At 63.8% G+C, this 13444-nt stretch carries 13 protein-coding genes and 1 pseudogene; 3 read left to right on the forward strand and 11 right to left on the reverse strand.

Annotated features, from left to right (window positions below; all coding sequences use genetic code 11):
- Positions 1–31 precede the first annotated feature (31 nt).
- Positions 32–1627 (forward strand): NAD(P)/FAD-dependent oxidoreductase, encoded by a 1596-nt coding sequence (locus QUV11_RS06055; RefSeq protein ID WP_300881072.1) that lies wholly within the window; start codon positions 32–34, stop codon positions 1625–1627.
- Positions 1628–1760: 133 nt separating this feature from the next.
- On the opposite strand, the gene QUV11_RS06060 is transcribed toward QUV11_RS06055, so the two are convergent.
- From QUV11_RS06060 to QUV11_RS06070, 3 genes are all read right to left on the reverse strand, one after another.
- Positions 1761–2114, reverse strand: coding sequence for a multidrug efflux SMR transporter (locus tag QUV11_RS06060; protein WP_300881073.1), 354 nt, complete (start codon positions 2112–2114; stop codon positions 1761–1763).
- Positions 2115–2125: 11 nt separating this feature from the next.
- Complete coding sequence (locus QUV11_RS06065) at positions 2126–2932, reverse strand: MerR family transcriptional regulator (RefSeq protein WP_300881074.1); 807 nt, start codon at positions 2930–2932, stop codon at positions 2126–2128.
- Positions 2933–3058: 126 nt separating this feature from the next.
- On the reverse strand, positions 3059–4291 hold the full coding sequence (locus tag QUV11_RS06070; protein ID WP_300881075.1) for a UbiH/UbiF/VisC/COQ6 family ubiquinone biosynthesis hydroxylase: 1233 nt from the start codon (positions 4289–4291) through the stop codon (positions 3059–3061).
- Positions 4292–4430: 139 nt separating this feature from the next.
- On the opposite strand from QUV11_RS06070, the gene QUV11_RS06075 reads away from it, so the two are divergent.
- A complete protein-coding gene (locus QUV11_RS06075; protein ID WP_300881076.1) occupies positions 4431–6767 on the forward strand; it encodes a DNA translocase FtsK in 2337 nt (778 codons plus the stop codon).
- Positions 6768–6776: 9 nt separating this feature from the next.
- Here QUV11_RS06075 and QUV11_RS06080 read toward each other — a convergent pair whose 3' ends face one another.
- From QUV11_RS06080 to QUV11_RS06115, 8 genes and pseudogenes are all read right to left on the reverse strand, one after another.
- Positions 6777–7805 (reverse strand): AI-2E family transporter, encoded by a 1029-nt coding sequence (locus tag QUV11_RS06080; RefSeq protein WP_300881077.1) that lies wholly within the window; start codon positions 7803–7805, stop codon positions 6777–6779.
- A gap of 188 nt (positions 7806–7993) precedes the next feature.
- Positions 7994–8167, reverse strand: a complete 174-nt coding sequence (locus tag QUV11_RS06085; RefSeq protein ID WP_188512619.1) for a DUF1328 domain-containing protein — start codon at positions 8165–8167, stop codon at positions 7994–7996.
- Between the two features lie 115 nt (positions 8168–8282).
- Positions 8283–8627: an iron-sulfur cluster insertion protein ErpA gene (erpA, locus tag QUV11_RS06090; protein WP_300881078.1), complete on the reverse strand. Its 345-nt coding sequence runs from the start codon at positions 8625–8627 to the stop codon at positions 8283–8285.
- 145 nt (positions 8628–8772) lie between these two features.
- The gene (locus QUV11_RS06095) at positions 8773–9888 is read right to left on the reverse strand and encodes an OmpA family protein (protein WP_300881079.1); all 1116 of its coding nucleotides are present in this window, start codon (positions 9886–9888) and stop codon (positions 8773–8775) included.
- 50 nt (positions 9889–9938) lie between these two features.
- On the reverse strand, positions 9939–10277 hold the full coding sequence (locus QUV11_RS06100; RefSeq protein WP_300881080.1) for a hypothetical protein: 339 nt from the start codon (positions 10275–10277) through the stop codon (positions 9939–9941).
- Between the two features lie 246 nt (positions 10278–10523).
- Positions 10524–10853: pseudogene (locus QUV11_RS06105) on the reverse strand (terminase family protein); the annotation flags it as partial.
- Positions 10854–11299: 446 nt separating this feature from the next.
- Positions 11300–11833: an MmcB family DNA repair protein gene (locus tag QUV11_RS06110; RefSeq protein ID WP_300881081.1), complete on the reverse strand. Its 534-nt coding sequence runs from the start codon at positions 11831–11833 to the stop codon at positions 11300–11302.
- Between the two features lie 80 nt (positions 11834–11913).
- The gene (locus QUV11_RS06115) at positions 11914–12300 is read right to left on the reverse strand and encodes a hypothetical protein (RefSeq protein ID WP_300881082.1); all 387 of its coding nucleotides are present in this window, start codon (positions 12298–12300) and stop codon (positions 11914–11916) included.
- A 257-nt stretch (positions 12301–12557) separates the two neighbouring features.
- Between QUV11_RS06115 and QUV11_RS06120 the strand changes: the two genes are divergently transcribed.
- A complete protein-coding gene (locus QUV11_RS06120; protein WP_300881083.1) occupies positions 12558–13400 on the forward strand; it encodes a TorF family putative porin in 843 nt (280 codons plus the stop codon).
- Positions 13401–13444: the final 44 nt, after the last annotated feature.

A 13444-nucleotide genomic window follows, 5' to 3' on the forward strand; every position in this document is an offset into this window, starting at 1 on the left:
CGCGACCCGGACGGCGGGCTAGGCCAGACAGATGGCACACGATCCGTCCCAGCCTGACGCGCTTATCATCGGCGGCGGCCACAACGGCCTGGTCTGCGCCTTCTATCTGGCGCGCGCGGGCATGTCGGTGCGCATCCTGGAAGCGCGCGAAGTGGTCGGCGGGGCTGCGGTGACGCAGGAATTTTACCCTGGCTTTCGCAATTCTGTGGCGAGCTACACCGTCAGCCTGCTGCAACCGCGCGTCATCGCCGACATGGGGCTGGTCGCGCGCGGCTATCGCGTGATCGAGCGGCCGGTCTCGAACTTCCTGCCGCTGCCCGATGGCGATCATCTGATTCTGGGCGGTGGCCTGGAGCGGACCCAGGCGGCGTTCGCACGCTTCTCGAAAGCCGATGCCGAGGCGCTGCCCGGTTATTATGCGATGCTCGAGCGGGTCGCCGATGTGCTGCGCGATCTGGCGCTGCGCCCGCCGCCCAATCTCGGCGGCGGCGTCGCCGGGCTGATCGAGGCGCTGACCACCGGGCGGCTGCTGTCGCGCCTGCCGTGCGAGGTGCAGCGCGACATGCTCGACCTGTTCACCAAGTCGGCGCGCGAATTCTTGGCACCCTGGTTCGAGAGCGCGTCCGTGCAGGCGGCGTTCGGGTTCGACGCGGTGGTCGGCAATTACGCCAGCCCGGATACGCCGGGCTCGGCCTATGTGCTGCTCCACCATGTGTTCGGCGAGGTCAACGGCAACAAGGGAAGCTGGGGGCATGTCATCGGCGGCATGGGCTCGATCACGCAGATGATGGCGCAGGCGTGCGCCGAGCACGGCGTCGAGATCAGCCTCAACAGCCCGGTCGAACAGGTGCTGGTCGAGGACGGGCGCGCCACCGGGGTGCGACTGGCGAGTGGCGAAGAGCTGCGCGCGCCGCGGATTATCGCCAATGTCGGGCCGAAGCTGCTCTATGGCCGCATGGTGCCGCGCGCCGCGCTTCCGCAAGATTTCGCGCGGCGGATCCAAGGCTATGTCTGTGGATCGGGCAGCTTCCGGATGAACGTCGCGCTCGACCGGCTGCCGAATTTTGCCGCGCTTCCCGGAGACGGCGAACATCAGCGCGCCGGGATCGTGATCGCCCCCAGCCTCGATTACATGGACCGCGCGTTCAGCGACGCCAAGGCGCATGGCTGGTCGCGCGCGCCGATCGTCGAGATGCTGATCCCCTCGATCGTCGACGACAGTCTGGCGCCTGCGGGGCACCATGTCGCCAGCCTGTTCTGCCAGCAGTTCGACCCCAAGCTGGACTGGACGCCGCAGCAGGAAGCGGCGGCGGCCGATACGATCATCGATACGGTCGAGGCGCATGCACCGGGTTTCCGCGCCTCGATCCTTGGGCAACAGGTGCTCAGCCCCAAGGGGCTCGAGCGCACCTTCGGGCTGATCGGCGGCGACATCTTCCACGGGCGGATGAGCCTCGACCAGCTCTGGGCGGCACGGCCCGTGCTGGGCCACGCCGATTATCGCGGGCCGCTCAAAGGCCTGTATATGTGCGGATCGGGCACCCATCCCGGCGGCGGCGTCACCGGCGCACCGGGGCACAATGCGGCGAAGGTCGTGCTGGCGGATCGCAAGTGGCGGCGAGGATGAGCCTCTCCCCTCCCGCGTGCGGGAGGGGTGGCCGAAGGCCGAGGTGGGCCTGAACTGAACGATCGCGCTTTCCAGGCCCACCCCCGGTCCGGCAAGCCAGACCTGCCCCTCCCGCCTGCGGGAGGGGAGAGGTTTACTGAACGATCTCTTCCTTCACATCGGCCTCGGGCGGCGTCGTGAGATACAGCCCCGTCGTGCCGATCAGCGTCAGCGCGATGAACCCCGCCTGATAGAGATTGATCGACTGGCGGAACACCAGCCAGCCGATCACCGCCACCGCCACCACGCCGACGCCCGACCAGATCGCATAGGCGATGCCCATCGGGATGCGGGTGAAGGCGAAGGCCAGCAGCCAGAAGCACAGGCCATAGCAGGCCATCGACGCCATGCCGAAAGCCGGCTTGCTGAACCCTGCCGACGCCTTGAGCAGGCTGGTGCCTGCGATCTCGCAGACGATGGCCAAGGCCAACAGCACCCATGCATTCATTGTCTGCCCCTTCACCCTGGCTGCTTGGGCAGCGCAAGCGAAACGCCCGCGAGCATCCGCGCCGCGGTCGCCTGTTTCATGAACGCCCAGACCTCGGTATCGAAGCCGGGATCGGCCTGGACCGGCCAATTGTCCATGTCGTCATACATCTTCATCGTGCCAGTCCACATCGCGGGCGAGGCGACATCGGTGAACGGCTTGAGCAGGTCGAACCAGCGTTGGACGAAGCCCGCGGCCGCCTCGCCCGAAGGGTCCATCGGCAGCGCTGCCTTGATATCGTCGCCCAGCGCCTTCCACTCGGCAGCATAAGCGTCCTGATCGAAATCCTCGCCCAGCGCGCCCATGCGGTCGGCCCATTCGGCCTGTTGCTCGGGGGTAAAATAGCGGTCGGTAACCGCCTTCCATTGGTCTTGAGACATCGTGGTACTGTCCTGTTGTTCGTGTCGGATCAGCGAGCAAAAGGTCTCGGCATCGATGGGCTCGCCGCGATCGATGCGTGACTTGACGGAAACGAGCAGCGTTTGCGCCTCGGATATGCGCCGCGCCTGCGCCTCGAGATGGTCGAGCTGCGCGGTAATCAGGCCGTGCAGGTCGATCCTGCGGTTGGCGGTCAGCCGCTGGATCTGCGCCAGCGTGAGCCCTGCCTTCTTGAGCGACAATATCAGGTTGAGCCGCTCGAGCGCTGCGGCATCATAATGCCGTCGCCCCGACGCGGTACGCAACGGCTGCACCAGCCCGCGCGCCTCGTAGAACCGCAGCGCGCGGGCGGTGAGACCAGTCAGCCGGGTGACGGCGGCGATGTCGAGCGAATCAGCCATAAGCGGCTTATGCCACTTGACGCAGCGTCAACATCAAGGGGTTTTCTCAGGCGCGAACGGCGGCCGTGCACCGGCACAGGACAGGCCGGCGCTTCACGGCGACGGGCACCTATCGAATGATCAGCCTCAATCGTTCGCCAACAGCAGGTCGGGCAGGTCGCCGCTCGCGCCGCGTGCCTCATCGATGATGAACCGCCGGATCAGGCCGGTGCGCCCGACAATCTGCATGCCCAGACGCCGCACCAGCGACGGCCCGCTTCCTGGCAGACCGTAAAGCCGGTTGAGCACATCGGTCGCACCAGCCATCATCGCATTGTCGAGCATCCGCCAGTTCTGATAGCGCTTGAGCTGGGCCAGATCGCCGGGATCAAGCCCCAGCCGCGCGCCTTCGCCCAGCACCTGCGCCAACGCGGCGGCATCGCGCAACCCAAGGTTGAGCCCCTGCCCCGCGATCGGATGAATGATGTGGGCGCTGTCGCCTACCAACGCGATCCGCGGCGCGACCATGGCGCTGGCCTGACACAGGGTCAGCGGCCAGCTGCTGCGCGGCGCGACGGGCGTGATATCGCCCAGAAACCCGCCGCTCATCTTGGTCAGCGCAGCGCCGAAGGCCCGGTCGGACAACGACACCCAGGCATCGGCCTTGCCTTCGGGCACCGTCCAGACGATCGACGCCATCGCGCGGCCCTCGTCGTCATCGTTGAGCGGGAGAATGGCGAGCGGGCCATCGGGATAGAATATCTCGAACGCGGTGTTCTGGTGCGATTTTTCCAGCGTCACCGCCGTCACGATGCCGCGCTGCCCATAGGACCATTGGCCCAGAGTGATCCCGGCCAGATCGCGCGTCGGCGACTGCCGGCCTTCGGCGCCGACCAGCAGCGATGCGGAAAATGCGCGCCCATCAGCAAGCGTGATCGTGGCGCGGTGCGCATCGACTGAACGGGTGGCGACTTCGGCAGCCATCACCAGATCGATGTCCGGGTCGGCGCTCGCCGCTTCGAACAGGCACGCGCGCAACAGGCTGTTGGGCAGCATCACCCCCATGCCCTCGACCCCGGCATCGAAATCCAGTCCGCCCTTGCGCAGCCCATCGCTGACGGCAATGCGATCGATCGGGCAGGCATCGCGCCACAATGCGTCGGCCAGGCCCAGATTGTGCAGCATCTGCCAGCTCGTGCTCGCCAGTGCCGACGCGCGCCCGTCAAAGGCGGGGTCGGCCAGCGTTTTTGGCGTGATCCGGTCCACCACCCGAACGCTCATTCCGGAACGCGCCAGCGCCAGTGCCAAGGCAAGGCCGACCGGCCCTGCGCCCATGATGAGGATGTCGCTATGCTGTGCTGAAGTGGGGGTCTGGGTCATCGCGCCAATGTAGGACGCAAGATGCCCGCTGAACAGGGGCTTTGCCGCCCGGACTCGCGCTTAAGTCCTTGCTTGACGCGGAGTCCGTCCTCTGCGCAAAATGGGAGATATTTACCATATTGCCGGAGTAATGCAGGACATGGCCAGTCGCGCCGCCACCAGAAACGCGCCCGATTGGCGCGACCTGATGCGTCAAAGCCTGTTGCGCAGCGGCAGCCTGATCCTGTCGTTGACGCTGTTTACCGTCGCGGTGTTCGTGGCGATCTCGATGATCACCTATGAGCAGACCGATCCGTCGTTCAACACCGCGGCAGGCGGTCCGATCGATAACTGGATGGGGGCGACCGGCGCCTGGATTTCCGATCTCATGTTGTTTCTAGCAGGGCCTGCCAGTGCGCTGATCCTTCCGATCACCGCGGTGCAGGCGCACCGGATGTGGATCAACCGCCCCTTGGGCCATTGGCGCCGCGCCTTTCTGGCAACCTTGGCCAGCATCCTGCTGCTCGCCGTGGCGGCGGCGATCTTTTTCGGCGAGTCTGCGCAAGCCTTTCCTGCCGGGCCCGGGGGTCTTGCCGGATTGATCGGTGCGCGCGGCGTCGCGGCCCTCGGCAATCTGCTCCCACCGGCGGGCGCTGTCTGGGGGATCTATGGCAGCGCAAGCCTGTTTGCCCTGGTCGGAACGCTTTTGGGCTGGAAGGCGCTCGGTCTCGAACGCGGGCTGCTGCGGATGCCGCCGATCAAGGTCAGCGTGCCTGAAGCGCTGTTCCGTAAGCCCATCGGTCCGGTGATCGATGAAGACGACGCTGACAGCCTCGACAACGCGCAGGAGCCTCAGCGTCCTGCGCTGGCCGCGCCGCGCAAGGAAGCCGTTCCCGACAACCGTCCGCCGCCGGAAATTACCGAACCTTCGCTGCGTCCGGCCAAGGCCCAGCTTGGCCCCAAGAGCAAGCAGGGCGATTTCTTCGGGCCCTATGACCTGCCCTCGGTCGACCTGCTCGATCCGCCGCCATCCAGCACCGGCCCGGCGCTCGACAAGATCGCGCTGGAGCGCAACGCGCGGCTGCTCGAGACCGTGCTCAGCGACTTCAACGTCAAGGGTGAGATCACCGCGGTCCGTCCCGGCCCGGTCGTCACCCGCTACGAGCTGCTGCCCGCGCCCGGCATCAAGGCCAACCGCGTCATCCAACTGGCCGACGACATCGCGCGCAACATGTCGGCGCGGTCGGCGCGCGTCGCAGCGATCCCGTGCCGCAAGGAACTGGGCATCGAGTTGCCCAACCAGCACCGCGATGCCGTGGTGCTGCACGAAATGATCGGGTCGAGCCACTTTGCAGAGAACACCGGCCAGCTTCCGGTGATCCTGGGCAAGAACATCTCGGGCGACCCGGTGATCGCCGACCTGGCGCCGATGCCGCATCTGCTGATCGCGGGGACCACCGGATCGGGCAAGTCGGTCGGCCTCAACGCCATGATCCTGTCGCTGCTCTACCGGATGACGCCGGAGACGCTGCGGTTGATCATGATCGATCCCAAGATGCTCGAGCTGTCGATCTATGACGGCATCCCGCATCTGCTCTCGCCGGTGGTCACCGAGCCGCAAAAGGCGATCCGCGCGCTCAAATGGGCGGTCGAGCAGATGGAAGAGCGCTACCGGATGATGAGCGAATTGAAGGTTCGCAGCCTGGTCAACTTCAACGACAAGATCCGTGTCGCCAAGGCCAAGGGCATTCCGCTGGGCGAAGAGGTCCAGACCGGCTGGGATCCTGTCAGCGGCCAGCCGCAATATGAAAAGAAGCAGCTCGATTACGAGCCGATGCCCCAGATCGTGGTCATCGTCGACGAGCTCGCCGACTTGATGATGACCGCGGGCAAGGAAGTCGAGTTCCTGATCCAGCGGCTGGCGCAGAAGGCCCGCGCAGCAGGCATCCATCTGATCATGGCGACGCAGCGTCCCTCGGTCGACGTTATCACCGGCGTGATCAAGGCCAACCTGCCCACCCGGATCAGCTTCCACGTCACCAGCAAGATCGATTCGCGCACCATCCTGGGCGAACAGGGTGCCGAGCAGCTGCTGGGCAAGGGCGACATGCTGTATATGTCGGGCGGCAAACAGGTCGAGCGCGTCCACGGGCCGTTCGTGTCCGATGAAGAGGTCCGCCGGGTTGCCGATCACTGGCGCTCGCAGGGCGCGCCCGACTACGTTCAGGCGGTCACCGAAGAGCCCGAAGACGGCGGCTTTGCGCTCGATGGAGCAAGCCTCGATGATACGCCCGAAGAGCAGATGTACCGCAGCGCGTGCCAGATCGTGTTCGAAAGCCAGAAGGCCTCGACCAGCTGGCTGCAGCGCCAGTTGCGGATCGGCTACAACAGCGCGGCGCGGCTGGTCGAGCGAATGGAGGAAGACGGCTTCATCAGCGCGCCCAACCATGTGGGCCGGCGCGAGGTGTATCGCGACAAGGACGGCAACCCGCTATAAGGTCGCGGGTCACTTCTGACCCGCGACCTTGATATCCTTGTCGAGCAGCGTCTTCACATAGAGGCGCTGAACCATGACGAAGATCACGACGGTCAGCGGCGCCGCCAGCAGGACGCCCATAAATCCAAAGAGCAGCCCTGCGGCAACCACGGCAAACAACAGCACCGCAGGGGGCACGTCTACCGCGTGCTTCTGGATCATCGGCTGCAGCAGATTGCTCTGCAGCTGCTGGACTATGATGTACAGCACCAGCGTCCAGAGTGCGATCGTGGGCGAAACGGTGAACGCCAGCAGCACCGCGGGGACGGCCGCGATGATCGGGCCGACCATGGGGATGATGTCGAGTAGACCAGCGATCAGTCCCAGACCGCCGGCCGCGGGGACACCCAACAGCGCAAGTCCCGCCGCCGAAAACATGGCGACAAAAATCGACGAAACCGCCTGCCCCAGCATCCAGCCGCGCAATCCGCGAGCTGCATCCTCAAGCGCATCATCGAGCGGCTTTTCCGCACGCTGCGGCATGAGCAGGACGACGCCGCGCCGATAGACCTGAGGGTCGCTGGCGATGAAGATCGCGCCAAAGAAGATGAGCAGAAAGTTGGCGAGACTGTTGGTTGCCGTCATCGCGAACCCGCCAAGGCGCGATGCCATGCTGGAGATGTCGCCGCTACCCTGCTTGAAGAGGTCGCGGGCCGATTGCCCGAGACCGATCTGGTCGAGCTGGGCTTCGACACTGTTGATGGCGGGCGGGATGCTCTGCTGGATGGTATCGAACTGGCTGGCGAGCTGTGACCCGAACAGGGTGAACACGCCCGCGAAAACGCCCAGCAGCAGGACCACCGAAATCGCCAGGGCCGGGCCGCGGCTCATACCGGTAACGCGACACACGCCACCTGCGATCGACGAAAGGATAGCTGCAAGCACTAGGGCGGCAAACACCATCATGAGGAATCCGGCGAGTTCCACCAACAGCCACGCGAGGCCCAAGATGGCCACGACGACCATCGTCATGGCAGCGACCCGGCCCATTCCCGTCATGCGGTCAGGCCCATCACGGTTTGCAGGCTCCATTATGTCAGACTTTCACAAGAGAGCAGCGCCACTGGTACCTGACCAGTGGCGCTGATGATTAGAATGAGGTGAATACCATCGGTGATTGACTTGGAAAAGCAGGGACGATACCCGGCACCAGATCGATGTCGCAGAAGCGCGAAGCGCTGGTGGCTTCAGGTTACCTTTTTGTAGATGAAGGTACCGATGACGAACAGGGCGACGGCTATCACCACCGCGATCCAGAACAGGATTTTAGCAAGGTCCCAGGCGAAGCCAGCCAGTCCGCCAAAACCCAGCACCCCCAGAACAAGTGCAATGATCGCGAAAATGAGGGCGGCTCTAAGCATGGGAAGTCCTTCCAGCGGCGGTTGGCAATAACGTTTCGATTTACGTTACGCGACGCTGCGCCGAAAGGTTCCCCACCAGCGACGGTTGCCTGTCATCAGGCGAACGCTTTAGGCCTTAGATGGAGAAACTCGACCCGCAGCCGCAGCCGGAGGCAGCGTTCGGGTTGGTAACCTGAAAGGCAGAACCACCGAGCGATTCAACAAAGTCGACCGCGCTGCCGCGTACCAGATCGAGGCTCATCTCGTCCACAACGAGCGACACGCCGTCCTGGACCGCGATGGTATCCCCTTCCTCGGCAGCATCCGCCAGACCGAAGCGGTACTGGAACCCCGAGCACCCTCCGCCTTCGACCGACAGCCGAAGCACGGCCGGCTTGCCCTGCTTCGCGGCAATCGCCGCGACGCGGTTCGCGGCACTTGGGGTGAGGATGATATCGGCGGTGGCTGTCTGCTGGTCCATGGCTTCAACATAAGCCTTTCGGCTCGCAGCGACAAGCGGCGTGCATCAAATGCCCAACTTCGCTGTGCGCGCCAGACACAAAAAAGGGGCCGGTCCGAAGACCGACCCCGATTTTGTTGCCAGATCTTGCGATCCAGCGAGTGGCTTACATGCCCGAACCCGGACCGTACGTGATTTCCACGCGACGGTTCTGAAGTTCGCGAACGCCATCGGCGGTCTGCACGCGGTTCTGGGTTTCCCCGAAAGCCTGAGTGCTGATCGCGCTTGCCGGGATGTTCCGCGAGACCAGGTAGGCCTTGACGGATTCGGCGCGGCGCTGAGACAGACCAACGTTGTAGGTAGCCGGACCCGAACGGTCGGCGTGACCTGCCAGCATGACCGGAACCGAACCACAGCTGCCATAGGCTGCCACGGCGTTGTCCAGAATGGTCGCTGCTTCCGGCGTGATGTTCGACTTATCGAAGTCGAAGAACACGATGTACGGACCCTTCTCGCAAACCGGCGGAGGCGGCGGCGGAGGAGGCGGCGGGGGAGGCGGGGGCGGCGGGGGCGGCGGCGGCGGGGGAGGCGGCGGAGCCACTTCTTCACCACCGAAGTTGTAGATGATGCTGCCCAGGACCGAGTGGCTGCGGAAGCGGCCATCGAAATCACGTCCGGCGCTATCGATCAGGCTGACCGAATCGCTGTTGAAGAAGCGATACTTCAGACCAACGTCCCAGCTGTCGCTCAGCGGAGCGCGAACGCCTGCCAAGATCTGCCAAGCAAAGCCGGTGTCGGAATCGTCGACAAAACGACCGGTGCCGGGCTGGGTCGAACCGTTGATGTCGGTACGAGCCACGCCGACGCCGCCGCCGACAAAGCCCTGAAGGCCGTCATCGGGGCCGAAGTCGACCAAGCCGTTGAGCATGAACGAAAGCACGTTCGCGCTGCCGACTGCGTCAAAGCGACCAGTCTGGAGCGGACCGACGCCACGCGAGATGCCGACGCCATTGGCCTGAACGCCGTTGATATCAGCTTCACGATAGCTGACTTCGGCTTCCATACGGAACGGACCGAAATCGTAACCCACGATGCCGCCGACATCATAACCGGTTCTGGTATCGGCGACCACAGCATTGCTGACCGCACCGACATCAAATTCGATGTCCTCGACGAGCATGGCGCCGCCTTCGACGCCAACATACCACTGGCCATCACGGGCAAGCGCCGGTGTGGTCAGGGCGGTAGATGCCAACGCCAGTCCTATGACTAACTTTCGCATAGATATTCCCCTTATAATTAGGATTTGGAAACGACAACTCGGCAACGTTACTAACCCCAACAAGGTTGCCACGCAAGCGCGGTTTTGCCGATAGTGTTGCCGAAATGTCGCCATTTCAGGGGGTGCCTGACAAAAAAAGGCGTTGCTGGCGTACCAGCGGCGACGATGCACGCATCGGCCTCGCCCAGCGAATCATAGTCCCATAATACCCATGAGATCAATCGTGTAGCGTTGATCAATTCCAGGTCGCGCAGCGCCGACAGCAGCGCTGCCACCGTCGACCGTGCCTGGGTATAGACGATGTCTCCGCCTGCAGGGCCGCAGACCGCGGCCGGCGTTATCCACGTAATGCCACCAAAGATCCGAACGATGGCGCTGGTCCGTTCCAAAGACCCGCATTTTGACGGCGGGCGGCGCAAACCGCCAGCCGCCGGCAGTGAAGACGTCCATTGCAGTTGCGTGGTAAGCTAAAAGGCTGACGGGCGAAGGCCCGACAATCCATGCTTGCCTGCATCGGCATTTACCCCGTCCGGGATCAGCCGCCATCCCTTCGACACAGCCGCACCACGCATCGATCACCACGAGCGCCTCGTTGTTCGTGATTTCCTTTTGCGACTCCGAGGCGAACTCGGCTGTTGTGGACCGCGCAAAATTTCGCGCTCGGCGGCCGAGCACAGCGTCGCCTGCGCCCCGCCCGGTCAGCGCAGGCGGCGCAGCGACGGTTTCCAGCGCGGGCATATGGCGGCCGATGCAATCGGCCAGCAACCCGTTTTGTCCCTCAACCATCACTTTGCGCGCTTCGCCCGGACTGGCTCCGACCAAAGTGGATCGGGCTTCGCTTCGCCATTCGCGCGAGCCCACTCGGCGCCCGCCCGCGTCTTGCCAAAGCCCCTCCCCGCCATGGTCAGCCATATCCACCACGGGCCAAGCGGCGCGATCTGCCTGGGCCGTGCCCAGAAGGGCCAGCAGCGCACAAGCCCTGAGCCCCCGAGCGTCATCGTATTGGGTCGCATTGCCAATGCTGGCATCAGGGCGCCTGACCGGTTTTGCGCGCCGCGCCTCGCGGTGTTAAGCATCCGGAGCTCAAGGTCGCCATGGTCGGCAGCGATCGCGTTTTGCCGCCCGCTGCGAAACGCCGGACTGCTCACGCGCAGCCAATGCACCGCTGAGCGCGACACTCCGGCACGCTTCGCCGCGACCGAACGGTTGAACGCTTCGGCCAGATGATCGAGGAACACCCACAGGCAATCCTCTTATATCAAATCGGACAACAGGCGTATCCGCAAGGGGCCGGGCATGTCGCACGGCATCGCCAATCCCGATCACGCGATCGACCCGATCCTCTCTTTCGCAATGTTCCTGTCTTACTCCTGATCAGCATCACAAAGTTGACAGTAAACCTATACGGTTATCAATAGAGCCCATCAGGTGGTGCGGGGTCATGCAGCTGGTTCAGTCGGCGCAGCGCAACGCAGGCCAATCTGGCGGTTTCGCTCTTGCGCCGAGCCGGAGCGAGGGGCCGGGTAGACGCGGGGCGAATGATCTCTGCGTCATAGGCATCGGCAATGATCAGCCCCGTCGTCTCGGGTAGGAAGGCGGGCAACTGGACCAAGCCCGAATCCAGTGTCGGAGGAAGGCCCCAATAGAAGCGATCGCAATGATCGAGATATTCGGGCCATTTGGCATCGCCCAGCAGATCGGCGCGTGCGACCTTGATTTCGACGATTACGATTGCGCCACGCGAATCGATTCCCATCAGGTCGGCCCGGCGGCCGTTGGGCAGCGCGATTTCGGGCGCCACCCAGATCTGGTTGCGGCGGAAAAGGCGCGCTATGCCCCGCGCCACCGCCGCTGCGCCCTGCGGCGGGCCGCAGCTATCGATCGGCGCCTGCAGAGATTGGGTATCTGCCGGAACAGACATGTGATGGAGCACGGCGTCGGTCATGCCGCAGCCCTAATACAAAACAAGAACAAATGAAAGTCTGCGGTGCAAGCCCCATTGGAAAGCTGGGCGGGATCGCGCGATCAGAGGAGCGGTGGGTATCCAGCATCGGCCAGGATCTGCCGATAAGCCTCGTCGGATTCCGTGTGGAGCAGTCGGGCGGCAGCGTGGCTAAACCGTCCTTCCGCCCGCGCCTTGTCGAGCGCCATGATTCCTGCCTGCAGGACAACCCCCAGTGTCTCGAGGTCGTAGGCAACGATCCGCCGGAGCTCAGGTGACAACGCGACCAGCAATCCGGACAGGTCCGCGCCCAGTGCCAGCGGGTCGGTGGCGGGTTTCAGCGGGCACCCTGCCAGCCGCGCGACGGTTGCCATAACCGGTGCGAGCGCCTCGACTCGCGCAGTGATGCCCTGCGTCTCGGCGCTTGCATCGGCATCAGCAGCCAGAATCGGGGCGAGTGGGGCGAACATGGGAATCAGTCATAGCCAGACGGGGTTAACACCTCTCTAAAGGTCCGATGCGGGCACTTCATCGTGGCGAGAAAGACACAATCTTTCGCCAAACTTGATGTTTTTAGCATTTTCCTCTTGTGCAGCGCAGCATGACACGGCAGCATTACTGTCGCTGATCATGAGCACCCCAATCTAGCGCCCAGGGACGCTGTATTAAAAGAGGGTCGCCATCGCAGCGCAGGCGGGACGAAACGCATCCAGTTGAAAGGAAAAACATGCGTACGTCCAAATTCCATCGGGGCCTTGCTGGCCTCGCCATCCTCATATCGTCGGCCGTTGCCACCCCTGCGTTCGCGCAGGAGGAAGAGGCATCGCCGCCGGTCACCATCTCGGGCTCTGTCGGTCTTGTTTCGGACTATCGCTTTCGCGGCGTATCGCAGTCCGATGAAGGCGTCGCGATCCAGGGCGGTTTCACCGTCAGCCATGAATCGGGCTTCTATGCCGGCACATGGGGGTCCAACCTCGCAGGCTGGGGAACCTTCGGCGGACCGAACCTCGAGGTCGATCTGTTCGCAGGCTATGCAACGACTGTCGGTTCTGCCGGCATCGACGTCGGCGTTACTTGGTACATGTACCCCGACGGCTTCGACAACACCGACTTTTTTGAAGGCTATGCCAAGCTCAAGGGCACGGCCGGGCCGGTCGGGCTGACGGCGGCTGTGTATTATGCGCCCAAGCAGGAAGCGCTGGGCAACTTCTCTGCCACACCGTTCAGCCGCGGACAGAAGCAGGACAACCTGTATCTCGCAGGGGACGCGGCGATCGCCATCCCCGACACACCGCTGACGCTGACCGCGCATATCGGCTATTCGGACGGCAACCCCGGCCTCGGCCCAAATGGCACCAGTATCGCCCCAACCGGCAAATACTGGGACTATTCGTTTGGGGCAGCGGTCAACGTCTATGGGCCACTGACCCTCAGTGTCACCTATGTCGACACCGACATCACCCGCGCCGAATCGGCCTATCTGTTGCCCAACTTCCAGAAGTTCCGCAACGGTGGCGGCGGACAGATTGCCGACTCGGCAATTGTTTTCGGGGTAACCGCAGCGTTCTGATCCACGCCTGACTTCAAATGCTTTCCTTTGGGGGGATGGCCGCA

Origin of the sequence: Blastomonas sp., from assembly GCF_030373265.1 — a bacterium.
In the GTDB taxonomy this organism is placed as follows: Bacteria; Pseudomonadota; Alphaproteobacteria; order Sphingomonadales; family Sphingomonadaceae; genus Blastomonas.